Consider the following 16,417-nt stretch of genomic DNA (forward strand, 5'->3'; position numbering starts at 1 on the left):
CGCGGTCATTACTCCCGGGGGGCGCGCGGGGCAAGGCGGCTGTCCGCCGCGCGAAGGGAGACGGGCCGATGCGTCAGGCAGAGGAAACGGGGATGCGCGCGCGCCAGGCGCGGCGCCGGGTCGAGCGGCACCGGCTGCGGGTCGCCCTCGTCTTCGTGGCCGCCGTCTCGGCCCTGGCGGGGATGACCGACGCGATCGGGCTGATGATCGCGGGCAATTTCGTCTCCTTCATGTCCGGCAACACGACGCGCGCCGGGGTGGCGCTGGCCGAGGGGCGCTTCGGCGCCGCCCTGCCGATGCTGCTGGCCGTCGCGGTCTTCGTCGCGGGCAATGCGCTCGGCGTGCTGGTGGCGGGGCGCGGGCGGCGGGCCTTTACACGGGTGCTGGGGCTGGTGGCGCTGCTGGTCGCGGGCGCGGCGCTGGTCTTTGCCTGGCCGCTCGCGGGGTTCCTGCTGGCGGTGCTGGCGATGGCGGTGCTGAACGCGGCGGTCGAGCAGGTCGCGGGCCTGCCGATCGGGCTGACCTATGTCACGGGCGCGCTGTCGCGCTTCGGCAAGGGGCTGGGGCGGCGGCTGCGCGGAGAGGCGCGGCCGGGCTGGGAGATCCAGATCGTGCCGTGGTGCGGCATGGCGGCGGGGGCCGTGGCCGGGGCGGGGCTGGCCATGCACTGGGGCGCGGGCGCGCTCTGGGTGCCGGCGGGCTGCGCGGCCGCATTGGCGCTCGCGGGGCTGGTGCTGCCGCGCCGGACGGCGCGCGGGCTCAGCCGGGCGGTCGGAGGATGAGCGCGCTCGCGCCCTTCGAGGGGGTCTGGCGGCTGGACCGCCGGGTGGAGAACGCCCTCGGGCCGGACGCGCGCTTCACCGGCGAGGCGGTCTTCACGCCGGACGGCGCGGGGCTGGTCCTGCAGGAGACGGGCGAGATGCGGATCGAGGGGCAGGGCGCCTTCCGCGCCGAACGCCGCTACCTCTGGCGCGGCGTGGGGGCGCGCATCGCGGTATTCTTCGACGACCTCCGCCCGTTTCACGATTTCGATCCGACGGAGCCGCGCCCCGAGGCCGAGCACCCCTGCGCCCCTGATCACTACCGGGTGGCCTATGACTTCACGGGCTGGCCGCGCTGGCACGCCGTCTGGCAGGTGGCGGGCCCGCGCAAATCCTACGTGATGCACAGCACCTACAGCCGGTGAGCCCGAGGCTTGCACCGGAGGCGGCGACGCGGCATTACCGGGGGCGAAACACTCAGAGGAGGCACTCGCGCATGGCGCAGGCGATGACTGACAGGGTTCTGACCGAGACATTCGGTCCCAGCGAAGGCGCAGCACTTCGCATCAAGCAGGCGTTTCTGGTGGTGGCGGGGATCGCCCTGCTGGCCATCATGGCGAAGATCAAGCTGCCGGTCCCGCCGTCGCCCGTCGCGGTGAACATGGGCACCTTCGCCGTGCTGACCATCGGCGCGGCCTATGGCGCGCGGCTCGGGCTTGTCACGATCATCGGCTACATGCTGATCGGGGCGCTCGGCTTCGACGTCTTCCAGTCCTCGACGGCCGAATTGTCCGGCATCGACTACATGACGGGCTCCACCGGCGGCTACCTGCTGGGCTACGTGATGGCCACCGTCCTGCTGGGCGCGCTGGCCCGCCGGGGCTGGGACCGTTCGGTGGTCTGGATGGCCGTGGCGATGCTGGCCGGCAACATCATCCTCTACGTGCCGGGCCTTCTGTGGCTGGGCCAGATCTACGGCTGGGACAAGCCGATCCTCGAATGGGGCCTGACGCCCTTCGTCATCGGCGACCTGATGAAGCTGGCGCTGGCGGCGATGATCCTGCCCGCGGCGTGGAAGCTGGTCGGCCGCGCCCGCGGCTGATCCCGGTCCACCCGGTTCGGAACCAGGAACGCGGCCCCTCCCGGGGCCGCGTTTTTCCATGGCTCAGTCGAGGTCGGTCAGCACGCGGGAGGACCGCTCGAGCGTCTTGTGGACCGGGCACTTGTCGGCGATCTCGCGCAGCTTGGCGCGCTGCGCGGCCGTCAGCCTGCCCTCGAGCCGGATGCGGCGCTGGAAGGTGTCGACCTTCTCGTCCGAGGCGCTGCCGGCGTCCTGTGCATGGACCTTGTCGTGGCTCACATCCACCTGCACATGGTCCAGATCCCAGCCCTTGCGGCGGGCGTACATGCGGATGGTCATCGAGGTACAGGCGCCAAGCGCCGCGGACAGGAACCCGTAGGGCGACATGCCGCGGTTGGTCCCGCCGTAGCCTTCGGGTTCGTCTGCGATCACATGGTGATAGGGACCGTCATTCACGTCCTGCATGAATCCGTCGGGGTCCGCTTCGGAAACCCGCACGATGCCCTCGGGCGCGCCGGGCGGCGGTGCGGGCGGCGTCAGCGTCACGTAGCGCGTGAGCCAGGCGGCAATGACCTCGGCCGCGTATTCGGCATCGTCGGCGCGCGAGACAAGGTGATCGGAATCGTCGAGCGTGACGAAGCTTTTCGGATGGCGGGCGGCGGTGAAGATGCGCGCGGCGTTCTCGATCCCGACGCTCTCGTCGCGCGGGGCGTGCAGGATCAGGAGCGCGCGGCGGAGCTCGCGGATCGCGGGGCCGAGAGAGGTCGCCTCGATATCCTCCACGAACTGCCGCCGGATGGTGAAGGGCCGCTGGCCCAGCGTCACCACGGCCTCGCCGCGGCGCGCGATCTCGTCCAGCGCATCGGCGAAGTTGTGCTCCACATGGGCCGGGTCGAAGGGGGCCGCGATGGCGACGACGGCCTTGGCGGAGGCGATCTGCCCGGCGGCCTTCAGGATTGCCGCGCCGCCCAGCGAATGTCCGATCAGCAGCTCGGGCGCATGGCCCGTGTCCGCAAGGTGTCGGGCCGCACGGACGAGGTCCTCGACGTTCGACGTAAACGTCGTGTTGGCGAATTCCCCGTCCGAATGGCCAAGACCGGTGAAGTCGAATCGCAGCACCGCGATGCCCATCGAGGCCAGCCGTTGCGAGATCCGGCGCGCGGCGGCGATGTCCTTGCCGCAGGTGAAGCAATGCGCGAAGAGCGCGGTCGCCAGCCGGGGCCCATCGGGCATGTCGAGCCGGGCAGCGAGGGTGCTTCCGTCATGTCCCTCGAAGCTGATGCGTTGCGTTGGCATGAGGCCCTCCGATCGTCGCGCTCAGAGGGGACCCTGCAAGCTGCGCATCCGGCGGGCAAGCGCGCAATCCCGGGCGTCACGCGGAGTTGAGCCGCTTGCACCGGGAGGCGGCGCGTCGCAGAACAGTGCCATGACGCCGATCCTCCAGACCCGCTTGCCCTATGCCGAGACCGACCGCCGCCCGCTGCCGGGCATCCAGCCGCTCGACCCTGGCGAATGGCTGATCGCCGACGACGCCTTTGCCGGGCAGATGGCCGAACGCGCCCGCCTGCTCGGCGGGATGCGCGACAAGGTCGTCGCCCTCACCCCCGAAGGTGCCGAGGCCGCCTCCGAGCTCATGGAGAGCGTGCTGGCCTTCCTGCAGACCCGCGCGGGCTACAGCTGCGCCGAGGGCACGGTGACGCGCCCCGACGGGGTCACCGTCACGCTCGATCCGGCCGACCCGCTGGGCACGCTGGGCCTGCTGGTGCAGGAGGACCTCTGCATCCTGGAAAAGCCCGCGGGAGCCGCTGAACACGTGCTCACCGGCGCGGTGCTCTGTTTCCCCTCGGCCTGGACGCTTGCGCAGAAGATCGGCCGTCCGCTGATGCGCATCCATGCCCCGGTCGAGGAGTATGACGAAGGGATCGGGCGCCGTGTGCAGCGGCTCTTCGACGGGGTGCAGGTCGGGCGACCGCTCTGGCGGTTCAACTGGCTGCCGACGAACGACACGGCGCTCTTCCGGCCGAAACTGGAATATGCCGACAAGATCCGCGCGACGGGCATGCCCTACCTGCGCAGCGAACGGCAGACGATCCTGCGCCTGCCGCGCACGCGGGCGGTGATCTTCGGGATTCACACCTACATGGTGGAATGGCCCCCGGCCTGAGCCGGGGCGCCCTCAGAACGGCAGCGCCTGGAGCGTGGCCGCCACGGCCTCGTGCAGGCCAAGGCCGAGGAGCGTGAGCGAGGCCGTGAGGACGAGGCTCGCGACACGCCGTTCGAACTTCACCTTGGGCTGCGGGACCATCTCGGGCGGGATCGGCAGATCGACACGGAAGACGTCGGACAGCGGCTCTCCGGCCTTCCGGGGCTTCAGGCGCGCCACTTCGGCGGCGACGTAATCGTCGAAATTGTCCCAGCAACGCATCCGGCGGGCGGTGGCGGCGCGGGTCTTGTAGTGATGCACGTTCACCCGCGTGCCGAGGTGACGGTGGTGGGTGGCAGGCTTCACCCGGCGCGGCAGGGGCGTCGGCGTCGGGGCAGGGGTCTGCGCAACCGCGCAGGCGTCCTCCGCCTCGTCCGCGTCGTCCCGGTGCATATCCGCGCTGACCATCTCGGCCACGGCACGGGCGGCCGGGTCGGCGGCAAGGCGGACCGAGGTAACGGCCTCCTGATAGGTGCGCGCCGGGATCAGCGCGCCCTGCCAGTCGACGAAGCTGGCGCCCGTCTCTTCGATGGCGATGTGCAGCATCTCGGCCAGAAGGGCCGCGGCGGCCTGCGGGTGGCCGGAGGGCAGCGCGCCGGTCTGGGTGACGGTGAAGGCGACACGGACCGCGGGCCCGTCCTCGGCCTCGGTCTCGTCCATGGTGATCCCGACGGTGACGGCCTCGCCGGAAAGCGCCGCGCCGGTGCAGCCGCCTCCGGTCTGCCGCGCGTCGATTCCGAACACATCCAGCGCGGTCAGCGCCGGGGCGATGAGCTGGTGGACCGCGATCTCGGCATCCGCGCCGAGGACCAGGGCGGCCTCGTAGGTTTCGGGGTCTTGGATCATCTGTGTGCCGCACTCTTTTTGCGAGTTTGCACGGGTCTTCTTCCCGCATTCCCCGCCAGTTTCGCCGCGAAATGAGATGAAAATCGGACATGAATCCTGGCGAATCCGCCGCATCTGGGTAAATTCTGGGCACTGAATGTGTCTTGCGCCACATTCGTGCCCGAAAGCCAGGAATACAGGGGGCAAATGCGGCAATCCTGCCCAGAACCCGAAGCCTCGAGCCCGTCCTTACCTTGCGAAAATGCGCGGAGAATTGCTCACGTTTCCGGCATTGCACCCACAAAAAAGGGCGCCCGGAGGCGCCCTTTCCCTGTCGCTGCCGATCGGCTCAGCAGGAGTAGTACATCGCGTATTCGACCGGATGCGGCGTGTGCTCGTACATCTCGAGCTCGTGCATCTTCAGGCCGATGTAGCCCTCGATCTGGTCCTTCGTGAAGACGTCGCCGGCCAGCAGGAAGTCCATGTCCTTCTGCAGCTCCTCGAGCGCCTCGCGGAGCGAGCCGCAGACGGTCGGGATGTCGGCCAGCTCCTCGGGGGGCAGGTCGTAGAGGTTCTTGTCCATGGCTTCGCCCGGATCGATCTTGTTCTTGATGCCGTCGAGACCGGCCATCAGGAGCGCGGCGAAGCACAGGTAGGGGTTCGCCGACGGATCGGGGAAGCGGGCCTCGACGCGTTTCGCCTTGGGCGACTCGGTCCAGGGGATCCGGACGCAGCCCGAACGGTTGCGGGCCGAATAGGCGCGCAGCACGGGGGCCTCGAAGCCCGGGATCAGACGCTTGTAGGAGTTGGTCCCGGGGTTGGTGAAGGCGTTCAGCGCCTTGGCGTGCTTCAGGATGCCGCCGATGTACCACAGGGCTTCCTGAGACAGGTCGGCGTATTTGTCGCCCGCGAAGAGCGGCTTGCCGTCCTTCCAGATCGACATGTTCACGTGCATCCCGGTGCCGTTGTCGCCCTTGATCGGCTTCGGCATGAAGGTCGCCGTCTTGCCGTAGGCCTGCGCCACGTTGTGGATGACGTACTTGTACTTCTGCAGCTGGTCGGCCTGGTCGGTCAGGGTCGAGAAGATCATGCCCAGCTCGTGCTGGCAGGACGCCACCTCGTGGTGGTGCTTGTCGACCTTCATGCCGATGCGCTTCATGGTCGAGAGCATCTCGGCCCGGATGTCCTGGCCGTCATCGACGGGGTTGACCGGGAAGTAGCCGCCCTTGATGCCGGGACGGTGGCCGGTGTTGCCCATCTCGTAATCGGTGTCGGTGTTCCAGGCGCCGTCGATCGCGTCGACCTCGTAGGAGACCTTGTTCATCGACACGGCGTACTTGACGTTGTCGAACAGGAAGAACTCGGCTTCCGGACCCATGAACGCCTGATCGCCGATACCGGACGACTTCAGGTAGGCCTCTGCCTTCAGCGCGGTGCCGCGCGGGTCGCGCTCGTAGGCTTCGCCGGTGTCCGGCTCGACCACGGAGCAATGCAGGCAGATGGTCTTCTCGGCATAGAAGGGGTCGACATAGGCGCTGTCCGGATCGGGCATCAGCTTCATGTCCGACGCTTCGATCGACTTCCAGCCCTCGATGGACGAACCGTCGAACATGAAGCCTTCCTCGAGGAAGTCCTCGTCGACCTGATCGGCCATGACCGTCACGTGCTGCAGCTTGCCGCGCGGATCGGTGAAGCGGATATCGACGTATTCCGCCTCTTCGTCCTTGATAAGTTTCAGAACCTTATCGCTCATTCCCTATATCCCTTCCTTGACTAGGAACGTTTCTTACAGCGCGTCGGAGCCCGACTCGCCGGTACGGATGCGGATCGCCTGCTCGACAGAGGAGACGAAGATCTTGCCGTCGCCGATCTTCTCGGTCTTGGCGGCATCGATGATCGCCTCGACGGCGCTGTCAACCTGATCGTCGTCCAGCACCACCTCGATCTTCACCTTCGGCAGGAAATCCACGACATATTCTGCGCCGCGGTAGAGCTCGGTGTGGCCCTTCTGGCGCCCGAAGCCCTTGACCTCGATCACGGAGAGGCCCTGAACGCCCACGTCCTGAAGCGCTTCCTTGACCTCATCAAGCTTGAACGGCTTGATGATCGCCTCGATCTTTTTCATGGGAATACTCCTCGCCTGACCCGTCGGTTCGACCTCAGACCACTTTCGTCCGGGACCCACAATTGGCTAACTGACCCGGCAGGCCGTGTCGAGCGGGAGCGGCGGGGTCGCGCCGAAAATTAAGGCTGATAGCGTAAGAAATGGGCAGTTTGTGAACACCTCCACTTTCACCGATCTTCTGACCGCCGAAGAGATGCGCGCGGCCGAGGCCGAGGCCATGACTCGCGGGCTTGGCACCGGCGGCGAGCTGATGGAGCGCGCCGGCCGCGGCGTGGTTGAGGCGGCATTCGCGCGCTGGCCCCGGCTCGCCGCGGGGCCGGGCCGGGCGCTGGTGCTCTGCGGGCCGGGCAACAACGGGGGCGACGGTTTCGTGATCGCGCGCCTCCTGCGCGACCGGGGCTGGGAGGTCGAGAGTCGCCTGCTCGGCTCGGCCGAGCGCCTGCCGCCGGATGCCCGCGCGGCTCACGACCGATGGGCCGCGGCGGGCGCGGTCGGCACCCTGGGGGCGGGCTGGGACAGTGCCGCGCCGCGCGATCTGGTCATCGACGCCCTCTTCGGCACCGGGCTGAGCCGGCCGGTGGACCTGCCCTGGCTCGACCTGCTCGCCGACATCGCTCCGGGTGCGCGGATCGTCGCGGTGGACCTGCCGAGCGGGCTCTGCAGCGACAGCGGCCGGGTCATCGGCGAGCGGGCCGTGCGGGCCGATCTCACCGTCAGCTTCCATCGCGCGAAGGCCGGCCATTACCTGGCCGAGGGGCCGGACCATTGCGGCGCGCTTTCGGTTGTCGACATCGGCCTGCCTCCGAGCGGTGGTGCCTTGCGGCGGATCGACCGGCCCGCGGCGCCGACGAAGGCCGGGGGGCACAAGTTCGACCATGGCCATGCGCTCGTCCTCTCGGGCGGGATGGGGCGTTCCGGCGCGGCCCGGCTGACGGCCAGGGGCGCGCTCAGGATCGGGGCGGGGCTGGTGACGCTCGGCGCGCCCGGCGCGGCGATGATGGAATGCGCCGCGCAGCTCACCGCCGTGATGCTGCGGCGGATGGACGGGCCGGAGGCGCTGGCCGAACAGCTGGAGGACCGCCGCCTCACCGCGCTCTGCCTCGGACCGGGGCTGGGCGTCGAGCGCGCGTCGGCGCTGGTCCCGGCGGCGCTCTCCGCGCCGCACGCGCCGGGGGTCGTGCTGGACGCGGATGCGCTGACGGCCGTCGCGCAGGATCAGGCGCTCTTCGCCGGGCTGAACCCGCGCTGCGTGCTCACCCCGCACATGGGAGAATTCGCACGGCTCTTCCCGGACATTGCCGACCGGCTCTCGGCCCCCGCACGCCGTGGCCCGGCGATGAGCCGCGCCGACGCGGCGCGCGCGGCGGCGGCGCGGGCGGGCTGCACGCTGCTCATGAAGGGCCCCGACACGATCGTCGCCACGCCGGACGGACAGGCCGTCGTCAGCGCCGCCGTCTACGATGACGCGGCGCCGTGGCTCGCGACCGCAGGGGCAGGGGACGTGCTGGCGGGTTTCGTCACGGGGCTGCTGGCCCGGGGGATGGCGCCCGGCGAAGCCGCGCTCACCGCCGCCGGGCTGCATGCCGCCTGTGCCCGGGCCTTCGGGCCGGGGCTCATCGCCGAGGACCTGCCCGAGATCCTGCCACGGGTCATGGCCGGTCTGTCGGGCACATGAGCCGGCGGCGCCCATGAAAAAGGGCCGCGAAAGCGGCCCTGTCCGGTTGCGGCTGCGGCTGGTTCAGGCGGTCGCCGTCTCCGGCACCGGCGCGTCGAGTTCCATCCCGCCGGCATAGACCACATGGGCGCTGTCGAAGACCAGTTCGCAGAGCGTCAGCTCGCGCTCGCCGATCTCGCGCACGAATTGGCCGTCGGCCAGGCGCGCCACCGGCACCATCGCCTGCTTCGCGCCGAAGAGCGCCTCCGCCCGCCAGTCCCGCACCAGCACCTTCTGGGCGGCGGGCAGGATCATGTCCTCGTCGGGACGGGTGTGCCCGAGCGATCCGGCGGCGATCGCCACGGCCGCCACGGCGACCTTGCGCACACGGATGTCGCGGAGCACGGCCATTCCGCTGTCGCGCGTGATGACCCGGTCGCCCGGGGTCAGGAATTCAACCGGCATTTCGCCGTCGAGCGTGAGCACGCGGGTGCCCGTCACGATCCCTGCCGGAGCTTCCGCTGCGGGGCGGGTCTGGGTCTGGCGCTGCGATGTGGACGGTTTCATGGCGGTCAACTCCTTCTGGTCCGCCCTGTTTCGCCGGGAATTATGGCCGAAATGGGCCGCGGGGCGGGACTCCGCGGGGCATTGTGGCGGCAGACGCCCCATTCGCGCCGCAATTGAGAGGACGTCCGCCGGTCCCCGCATCCTGCGCGTGAACATCTCAAGAAAGGATTAACAAGTGTGCCGCCGGGGCGCTGCGGGGCCAAAATTTCCCTCTCGCCACGCCTGCCGGGCTTTGATAGACAGCGCGGACCCCGGCGCGGCCCGGGGGCGCGCGGGTGTGGCGAAATTGGTAGACGCACCAGATTTAGGTTCTGGCGCCGCAAGGCGTGGGGGTTCAAGTCCCTCCACCCGCACCACAATTCCTGAACTGATGTCACGCATCCGGCGTCCGGAAAGCTGACGGCCCGACAGGCGGGATCGTGCGGGGACAGCACCCTGCCGGGCCGGCACGGAACGTGAGGGGGTTGTCCGTGCCCTCTCTGTACGTGTGTGGTGCGGGGATGGATCATCCCGACCGGATTCACGAAGTCTTAGCGCGTGGCGGGCTACACGGCGGCCAGAGCATCATCGAAGGATACCGCCATGCGCCTGCTCGCCATGGTCCTGGCCTGCCTCATCTTCGCGCCGCCCGCATTGGCGCTCAGCGACAGCGACGCGCCGGAGGCGCGCGCCTCGATCCTGCACCGGATCGACCTTGCGGGGCGGCAGAGGATGCTGTCGCAGCGCATCGCCATGTCCGCCTGCCTTGTCCATGCGGGGGCGGAACCGGCGGTGAACGCCGCCCGTGCCGACAGGGCGGAGGCGCTCTTCGACCGCACGCAGAGGGGGCTGCGGGCCGGTGACGCCGAGCTGGACCTTGCGCCCGAGTCACAGGCCGACGTGCTGGAGGCGCTGACGGCGGTCGAAAGGCTCTGGCCGAAGATGCGCGAGACGGCGATGGTCGTCCGCGAGGGCGGACCCGCCGCCGCATTGGCGCTCACGAGGCTGCGCACGCAGGCCGGGATGCTGCTGAAGGCCACGAACGAGGTCGTGACGCGGATGGAGGACGCCTATGCGCAGGGGCTTGTCGCGCCGGAGCTGGCCGGGGCGGTCAGCCTGGCCGGGCGCCAGCGCATGCTGATCCAGAAGGCGATGATGCAGGCCTGCTTCGCCGCGAGCAGCGGCCACGGCGCGGCGCTGAAGGCCAAGGTGCTTGCGACGAAATCCCTGTTCGAGCACAGCCTTGCCAACCTGCTCATCGGCGACGCGGCGGCGGGCGTCATTCCCGTCCCCACGCCCGAGATCGACGCGCAGCTCGTCCGTATTGTGCGGATGTGGCGCTGGCTCGGCGCGGATCTCGAGGCGCTGGCCAGCGGCACGGACATGGGGCCGGATCGGCTGGCACAGCTCGCCCGCGCGGCCGAAGTGGTGCTGATCGTCATGAACGAAACGGTCGGCCTTTACGCGGCGCTGTGAACCGCGCCGGCGGCCGGACCCGCCGGGAGCCCGGCAGGGCGCCATTGTCCTCCGCGGGGGCCGAACCGAGGTCGGGCCTGAGACCGGGGTCGCCATCGCGGGGGCCGCGACCGTCGGCGCGCGCCGGAGGCAGGCGGCGCTTGCGGTTGCGCCGAGGCACCGTGGTCGTCCTGTCGTCGAGGGGCGCGGAACTGCCCTGCGGGTGATCGCGCTTTGGTCCAATGTGTCGAGGCGCCGTCACGTCCATACGCACTTCGCTGACCCCGGGGCGGCGTCGACGGCCGGCGGGGCAGGGAGGGCGCCTGCGCGTTTCGGGGCCGAGAGGCAGGCGCTCGGTGACGCGGCCCTTGACCGGAGCGCGCACCGGACCGGTGGGGATGCGTTCCTCGGACGCGCCTCGAGCGCGCCGCCTGCGGCCGCGTCGCGCAGGGCGGCGAGCGTCGCGGCAGATCGGCGGATTAGCCCGCCCGGCACGGGTTTTCGCCTTGCATGACTGCATCGCGCCTCATAGAAGGACGTCTGAATTTCCGGCCGCCTTCCGCGGCCCGCGACCGAACTGAGAGGACGACGCAGGATGCAGGTCACCGAGACCCAGAACGAAGGCCTGAAACGCGGCTACCAGATCACGCTGACGGCGGACGAACTGGACGCGAAGGTCAACGAGAAGCTTGTCGAGGCGCAGCCCGAGATCGAGATGAAGGGCTTCCGGAAGGGCAAGGTCCCGATGGCCCTGCTCAAGAAGCAGTTCGGCCAGCGCCTGATCGGCGAAGCGATGCAGGAAGCCATCGACGGCGCGATGAACAAGCATTTCGAGGATTCGGGCGACCGTCCGGCGCTCCAGCCGAACGTCCAGATGAAGGACGGCGAGACCTGGAAGGAAGGCGACGACGTCGTGGTCGACATGACCTACGAAGCGCTGCCCGAGATCCCCGAGGTCGACCTGAGCGACATCGCGCTCGAGAAGCTCGTGGTGAAGGCCGATGACGCCTCCGTCACCGAAGCGCTCGAGAACCTCGCCGAGAACGCCCAGAACTTCGAAACCAAGGACGGCGCCGCGGAAGAGGGCGACCAGGTGGTCTTCGACTTCGTCGGCAAGGTCGACGGCGAGCCCTTCGAGGGCGGCGCGGCCGAGGATTACCCGCTGGTGCTGGGCTCCGGCCAGTTCATTCCGGGCTTCGAGGAACAGCTCACCGGCGTGAAGGCCGGCGAGGAGAAGACCGTCACGGTCACCTTCCCCGAGGAATACCAGGCCGAGAACCTGAAGGGCAAGGAAGCCACCTTCGACTGCACCATCAAGGAGGTGAAAGCCCCCGAGAAGGCCGCGGTCGACGACGAGCTGGCGAAGAAATACGGCGCCGAGGACCTCGCTGCGCTGAAGGCCCAGATCACCGAGCGGCTCGAGGCCGAGTACAACCAGGCCGGCCGCGCCGTCATGAAGCGCGCCCTGCTCGACGCGCTGGACAAGAAGGTTTCCTTCGACCTGCCGCCGAGCCTCGTCGAGGCGGAAGCCGGCCAGATCGCGCACCAGCTCTACCACGAAGAGCACCCGGACGATCACGGTCACGACCACGGCGAGATCAAGCCGACCGAGGAGCACAACAAGCTGGCCGAGCGCCGCGTGCGCCTTGGCCTGCTGCTCGCCGAGCTGGGCCAGAAGGCCGAGGTCGAGGTCTCCGATTCCGAGATGACCCAGGCGATCCTCAACCAGGCGCGCCAGTACCCGGGCCAGGAACGCCAGTTCTTCGAATTCGTGCAGAACAATCCGCAGATGCAGCAGCAGCTGCGCGCGCCGATCTTCGAGGACAAGGTCGTCGACTACGTCTTCGAACAGGCGAAGGTCCAGGAGAAGGAAGTCTCCAAGGACGAGCTGCAGAAGGCTGTCGAGGCGCTCGACGACGAGTGATCGCCGCCGCGACGATCGAACCGAAGGGCCGCCCCGTGGGGCGGCCCTTTTCGTTTGCGGGGTAGGCGCCCGGGGGGCGCTCCGTTGCCGGGCGGCGGGCATGAAAAAACCGCGCCCGGGGGCGCGGTTCTCTGTCGGTCCGGCAAGGGGGAGAGGATCAGTCCTCGTCCTCCTCCGGTGCCTCTTCGCGGGCCGGGCCCTCGTCCTCGTCGTCCGACGCGGCCGAGCCGAGATCGTCGAACAGTTCCGAGATCTCGAATTCCGCAGCGGCTTCCTCTTCGGCGGCCAGCTCCTGGATGGTCTTGCCCTGCGCCTGGATCTCGGCCTCTTCGGGCGAGCGGGCGACGTTCAGGGTGATCTCGACCTCGACCTCGGGGTGCAGGTAGATGTCCACCTTGTGCAGGCCAAGTTCCTTGATCGGCTGCGGGATGATGACCTGCTTGCGCTCGACGGTGTAGCCGGCTTCGGCGGTCACCGCGGCAACGTCACGCGGGGTGACGGAGCCGTAGAGGTTGCCGCCGTCCGAGGCCGAGCGAATCACGACGAACTTCTCGCCGTCGAGACGGGAGGCGAGCGCCTCGGCCTCTTTCTTGGTCTCGAGGTTGCGCGCCTCGAGCTGGGCCTTCTGGCCCTCGAAGGCGGCGATGTTCTCTTTCGAGGCGGTCAGCGCCTTGCCCTGCAGCAGCAGGTAGTTGCGGGCGTAGCCGGGCTTGACGGTGACGACATCGCCCATCTGGCCAAGCTTGGCGACGCGTTCGAGAAGGATGACTTCCATCGGTCGGGTCTCCTTATTTCACGGCGTAGGGAAGCAGGGCGAGGAAGCGCGCGCGCTTGATGGCACGGGCGAGTTCGCGTTGCTTCTTGGCCGAGACGGCGGTGATGCGGGACGGGACGATCTTGCCGCGTTCGCTGATGTAGCGCTGCAGCAGGCGGGTGTCCTTGTAGTCGATCTTGGGCGCGTTGTCGCCCGAGAAGGGGCAGACTTTCCGGCGGCGGAAAAACGGTTTAGCAGCCATGTCTTAGCTTCCTTTGTTCAGGCGTTGGATCAGCGGCGGCGACGGTCGTCGCGGTCGTCGCGCTTCTGCATCTGGGCCGACGGACCCTCTTCGTGCTCGTCGACCTTGATGGTCAGCACGCGCATCACGTCGTCATGCAGCCGCATCAGGCGTTCCATTTCCTCGACGGCCGGCGCCGGGGCGTCGGAGCGGAGGAAGGCGTAGTGGCCCTTGCGGTTCTTGTTGATCTTGTAGGCCATCGTCTTGACGCCCCAGTACTCGTGATCCACGAGTTTCCCGCCGTTGTCGGACAGGACGGCGCCAAAGTGCTCGATGAGACCTTCGGCCTGCGCGTTGGAAAGATCCTGGCGCGAGATGAATACATGCTCGTAAAGCGGCATGTGCACTCCATTTCTGTCGAGGCGCATTTCATAGACGGGCCCTGGCTCCTTCCGCGGGCCGGTCACGAGAGGCTGCGCGGTTCAGATCCTGTGCGGAAGGAAGCGCTCCCTTAGACCGAAACCCCGCCCCGTGCAAGGGCAAGCGGGGGAGATGGACAGCCGGGGCCCCAGCGTTTATCCCCCGGTCGCAACGGAGCAATTCATGGGAGGGCCAATATGAGCCGCGCATTCGTGTTTCCCGGGCAGGGCGCCCAGACGATCGGCATGGGCCGCGCGCTGGCCGACGCCTATCCGGCGGCGCGCGCCGTCTTCGACGAGGTCGACGAGGCCCTGGGCGAAAAACTCTCGGCGCTGATCTGGGAGGGCGAGCAGGACGAGCTGACGCTCACGCGGAACGCGCAGCCCGCGCTGATGGCGACCTCCCTGGCGGCCTTCCGGGCGCTCGAGGCCGAGGGGGTGTCGATCACGGATGCCACCTGCGTCGCGGGCCATTCGCTGGGCGAATACTCGGCGCTGGCCGCCGCCGGGGCGCTGAGCGTATCGGACGCCGCCCGGCTTCTGCGGATCCGCGGCGAGGCGATGCAGAGCGCGGTGCCGGTCGGGCAGGGGGCCATGGCGGCGCTTCTGGGTCTCGATTTCGCGACCGCGACCGAGGTGGCCGAGGAGGCCGCGCAGGGCGAGGTCTGCCAGGCCGCGAACGACAACGACCCCGCGCAGGTGGTGGTCTCGGGCCACAAGGCGGCGGTGGAACGCGCGGTGGAGATCGCCAAGGAGAAGGGCGCCAAGCGCGCGCTGCTGCTGCCGGTCTCCGCGCCCTTCCATTGCTCCCTGATGGCGCCCGCGGCCGAGGTCATGGCCGAGGCGCTGGCGAAGATCGAGATGCAGGTCCCGGCCGTGCCGGTCATCGCCAACGTCCGCGCCGAACCGGTGCAGGCGGCCCACGAGATCGAGCAGCTGCTGGTCGAGCAGGTGACGGGCTCGGTCCGCTGGCGCGAGAGCGTGATGTGGATGGCCGGAAACGGCGTCACCGAGATCTGGGAGATCGGCGCGGGCAAGGCGCTGTCGGGCATGATCCGGCGGATCGCGCGCGAGATCGAGTGCCGGCCGGTCGGCACGCCCGACGAGGTGAAGGCCGCGGCGGAGAGCCTCAGGGGCTGAGACAACGGAGAGCGGCCGGGGGCTTTGCGCCCCCGGACCCCCGCAGAGTATTTTCGGAAAAGTGAAGAACGGGACGGACCCGTTCGGAAGGGCGAGAGATGTTCGATCTGACAGGAAAATCGGCGCTGGTCACGGGCGCATCGGGCGGCATCGGCGGCGCGATCGCCAAGGCGCTGCACGGGGCGGGTGCCTCTGTGGGGCTGAGCGGCACGCGGGTCGAGCCGCTCGAGGCGCTGGCGGCGGAGCTCGGCGAGCGGGCCTTCGTGCTGCCCTGCAACCTCGGGGTTGCGGAGGCCGTGGCGGAGCTGCCGAAGCAGGCGGCGGAGGCCATGGGCGCGGTCGACATCCTGGTGAACAACGCGGGCATCACCCGGGACCAGATCTTCATGCGGATGTCGGACGAGGAATGGCAGAGCGTGCTCGACGTGAACCTGACCTCGACCATGCGGCTGTGCCGGGGCGTGATGCGCGGGATGATGAAGGCCCGCTGGGGCCGGATCGTGAACATCTCGTCGATCGTCGGGACCACGGGCAACCCGGGGCAGGCGAATTATGCCGCCTCGAAGGCCGGGATGGTGGGGATGTCGAAGTCCATCGCCTACGAGGTCGCCAGCCGCGGGATCACCGTCAACTGCGTGGCCCCGGGCTTCATCGCGACGGCGATGACCGACAAGCTGAACGACGACCAGAAGGCCAAGATCAACGGGCAGATCCCGGCGGGCCGCATGGGCGAGGCCGAGGAGATCGCGGCGGCGGTGCTCTACCTCGCCAGCGCCGAGGCCGGCTACGTCACCGGCGCGACGCTGCACGTCAACGGCGGGATGACGATGGTCTGAGCGCCGCCCCGGCGAGGGAAAGCCCCGCGCCGGTCGCGAGGCGCCGCAGGACATGCGCCGCCAGCCCGAGCGGGCCGAACATCAGCGTCAGGATCAGGACCGGCACGGTCCAGCCATGCGACAGGCCCAGCCGGGCCGCGTCGCGGGCGATCCAGGCGCCGCAGAAGAAATCGAACAGGATGAAGTGGACCCAGCCGGTCAGCGCGCCCACCGGATGGGAGAGGAGCGCGATGACGGCCGGAAGCGAGGACATGCCCGCGCCCTCGGCCGATTGGCCGAGGAAGACGCCGGTGAAGAGCAGCGCCGCATAGACCAGCCCGAGGAGCAGCGGTATCGCGCCGCTGTGGGCCAGCTGTGCCGTCACCTCCGAGCGGGGGGCGAAGACAAGGCAGGCCCAGCCCACCATGACGGGCAGGTGGATGAGGTAGAAGAGCAGCTCGTAGGTCGTCATCG

General features: G+C 69.1%; 18 protein-coding genes and 1 tRNA gene. 10 read left to right on the forward strand and 9 right to left on the reverse strand.

The features are described from left to right. Positions 1-68: 68 nt before the first annotated feature. From Q344_RS23025 to Q344_RS0103680, 3 genes are all read left to right on the forward strand, one after another. Positions 69-782, forward strand: coding sequence for a YoaK family protein (locus Q344_RS23025; RefSeq protein ID WP_051630249.1), 714 nt, complete (start codon positions 69-71; stop codon positions 780-782). After that, on the forward strand, positions 779-1,186 hold the full coding sequence (locus Q344_RS0103675; RefSeq protein ID WP_028285477.1) for a DUF6314 family protein: 408 nt from the start codon (positions 779-781) through the stop codon (positions 1,184-1,186). The genes Q344_RS23025 and Q344_RS0103675 overlap by 4 nt, the downstream gene beginning before the upstream one ends. 71 nt (positions 1,187-1,257) lie before the next feature. Next, positions 1,258-1,863 (forward strand): biotin transporter BioY, encoded by a 606-nt coding sequence (locus Q344_RS0103680; RefSeq protein ID WP_028285478.1) that lies wholly within the window; start codon positions 1,258-1,260, stop codon positions 1,861-1,863. A gap of 63 nt (positions 1,864-1,926) precedes the next feature. Here Q344_RS0103680 and Q344_RS0103685 read toward each other — a convergent pair whose 3' ends face one another. Beyond that, entirely contained in the window at positions 1,927-3,138 is a 1,212-nt protein-coding gene (locus Q344_RS0103685; protein WP_028285479.1) for a bifunctional alpha/beta hydrolase/OsmC family protein, read from the reverse strand. Between the two features lie 130 nt (positions 3,139-3,268). Between Q344_RS0103685 and Q344_RS0103690 the strand changes: the two genes are divergently transcribed. Next, a complete protein-coding gene (locus Q344_RS0103690; protein WP_028285480.1) occupies positions 3,269-4,006 on the forward strand; it encodes a heme-dependent oxidative N-demethylase family protein in 738 nt (245 codons plus the stop codon). A gap of 12 nt (positions 4,007-4,018) precedes the next feature. Here Q344_RS0103690 and Q344_RS0103695 read toward each other — a convergent pair whose 3' ends face one another. From Q344_RS0103695 to Q344_RS0103705, 3 genes are all read right to left on the reverse strand, one after another. Next, positions 4,019-4,891 carry a hypothetical protein gene (locus Q344_RS0103695; RefSeq protein ID WP_028285481.1) on the reverse strand — a complete coding sequence of 291 codons (873 nt, stop codon included), beginning with the start codon at positions 4,889-4,891 and terminating at the stop codon, positions 4,019-4,021. A gap of 328 nt (positions 4,892-5,219) precedes the next feature. Beyond that, on the reverse strand, positions 5,220-6,623 hold the full coding sequence (glnA, locus tag Q344_RS0103700) for a type I glutamate--ammonia ligase (protein WP_028285482.1): 1,404 nt from the start codon (positions 6,621-6,623) through the stop codon (positions 5,220-5,222). Positions 6,624-6,656: 33 nt separating this feature from the next. Beyond that, positions 6,657-6,995, reverse strand: coding sequence for a P-II family nitrogen regulator (locus Q344_RS0103705; RefSeq protein ID WP_028285483.1), 339 nt, complete (start codon positions 6,993-6,995; stop codon positions 6,657-6,659). 193 nt (positions 6,996-7,188) lie between these two features. Here Q344_RS0103705 and Q344_RS0103710 point away from each other — a divergent pair, with 193 nt between their 5' ends. Further along, positions 7,189-8,670: a bifunctional ADP-dependent NAD(P)H-hydrate dehydratase/NAD(P)H-hydrate epimerase gene (locus Q344_RS0103710; RefSeq protein WP_036538706.1), complete on the forward strand. Its 1,482-nt coding sequence runs from the start codon at positions 7,189-7,191 to the stop codon at positions 8,668-8,670. A gap of 63 nt (positions 8,671-8,733) precedes the next feature. On the opposite strand, the gene Q344_RS23030 is transcribed toward Q344_RS0103710, so the two are convergent. After that, on the reverse strand, positions 8,734-9,216 hold the full coding sequence (locus tag Q344_RS23030; protein WP_036538273.1) for a Hint domain-containing protein: 483 nt from the start codon (positions 9,214-9,216) through the stop codon (positions 8,734-8,736). A gap of 271 nt (positions 9,217-9,487) precedes the next feature. Between Q344_RS23030 and Q344_RS0103720 the strand changes: the two genes are divergently transcribed. From Q344_RS0103720 to tig, 3 genes are all read left to right on the forward strand, one after another. Then, positions 9,488-9,572 (forward strand) — tRNA-Leu (locus Q344_RS0103720). A 226-nt stretch (positions 9,573-9,798) separates the two neighbouring features. Next, positions 9,799-10,671 (forward strand): type IV pili methyl-accepting chemotaxis transducer N-terminal domain-containing protein, encoded by an 873-nt coding sequence (locus Q344_RS0103725; protein ID WP_028285485.1) that lies wholly within the window; start codon positions 9,799-9,801, stop codon positions 10,669-10,671. A 574-nt stretch (positions 10,672-11,245) separates the two neighbouring features. Next, positions 11,246-12,574: a trigger factor gene (tig, locus tag Q344_RS0103730; RefSeq protein ID WP_028285486.1), complete on the forward strand. Its 1,329-nt coding sequence runs from the start codon at positions 11,246-11,248 to the stop codon at positions 12,572-12,574. A gap of 157 nt (positions 12,575-12,731) precedes the next feature. On the opposite strand, the gene rplI is transcribed toward tig, so the two are convergent. Genes rplI through rpsF form a run of 3 tightly spaced genes read right to left on the reverse strand, consistent with a single transcriptional unit; the run spans position 12,732 to position 13,970 of the window. Continuing rightward, on the reverse strand, positions 12,732-13,349 hold the full coding sequence (rplI, locus tag Q344_RS0103735; RefSeq protein ID WP_028285487.1) for a 50S ribosomal protein L9: 618 nt from the start codon (positions 13,347-13,349) through the stop codon (positions 12,732-12,734). A gap of 13 nt (positions 13,350-13,362) precedes the next feature. Beyond that, complete coding sequence (rpsR, locus tag Q344_RS0103740) at positions 13,363-13,590, reverse strand: 30S ribosomal protein S18 (protein ID WP_005982441.1); 228 nt, start codon at positions 13,588-13,590, stop codon at positions 13,363-13,365. A 29-nt stretch (positions 13,591-13,619) separates the two neighbouring features. Next, a complete protein-coding gene (gene rpsF, locus Q344_RS0103745; protein ID WP_028285488.1) occupies positions 13,620-13,970 on the reverse strand; it encodes a 30S ribosomal protein S6 in 351 nt (116 codons plus the stop codon). Between the two features lie 216 nt (positions 13,971-14,186). Between rpsF and fabD the strand changes: the two genes are divergently transcribed. Together fabD and fabG are read left to right on the forward strand one after the other, a co-directional pair. Next, positions 14,187-15,128, forward strand: a complete 942-nt coding sequence (gene fabD, locus Q344_RS0103750; RefSeq protein ID WP_028285489.1) for an ACP S-malonyltransferase — start codon at positions 14,187-14,189, stop codon at positions 15,126-15,128. Positions 15,129-15,226: 98 nt separating this feature from the next. Beyond that, positions 15,227-15,964, forward strand: coding sequence for a 3-oxoacyl-[acyl-carrier-protein] reductase (gene fabG, locus Q344_RS0103755; protein WP_028285490.1), 738 nt, complete (start codon positions 15,227-15,229; stop codon positions 15,962-15,964). On the opposite strand, the gene Q344_RS23035 is transcribed toward fabG, so the two are convergent. Beyond that, the gene (locus tag Q344_RS23035) at positions 15,939-16,415 is read right to left on the reverse strand and encodes an ABA4-like family protein (protein WP_036538280.1); all 477 of its coding nucleotides are present in this window, start codon (positions 16,413-16,415) and stop codon (positions 15,939-15,941) included. The genes fabG and Q344_RS23035 overlap by 26 nt on opposite strands. Positions 16,416-16,417 lie beyond the last annotated feature (2 nt).

This window comes from Pseudooceanicola nanhaiensis DSM 18065 (assembly GCF_000688295.1).
GTDB lineage: Bacteria > Pseudomonadota > Alphaproteobacteria > Rhodobacterales > Rhodobacteraceae > Pseudooceanicola > Pseudooceanicola nanhaiensis.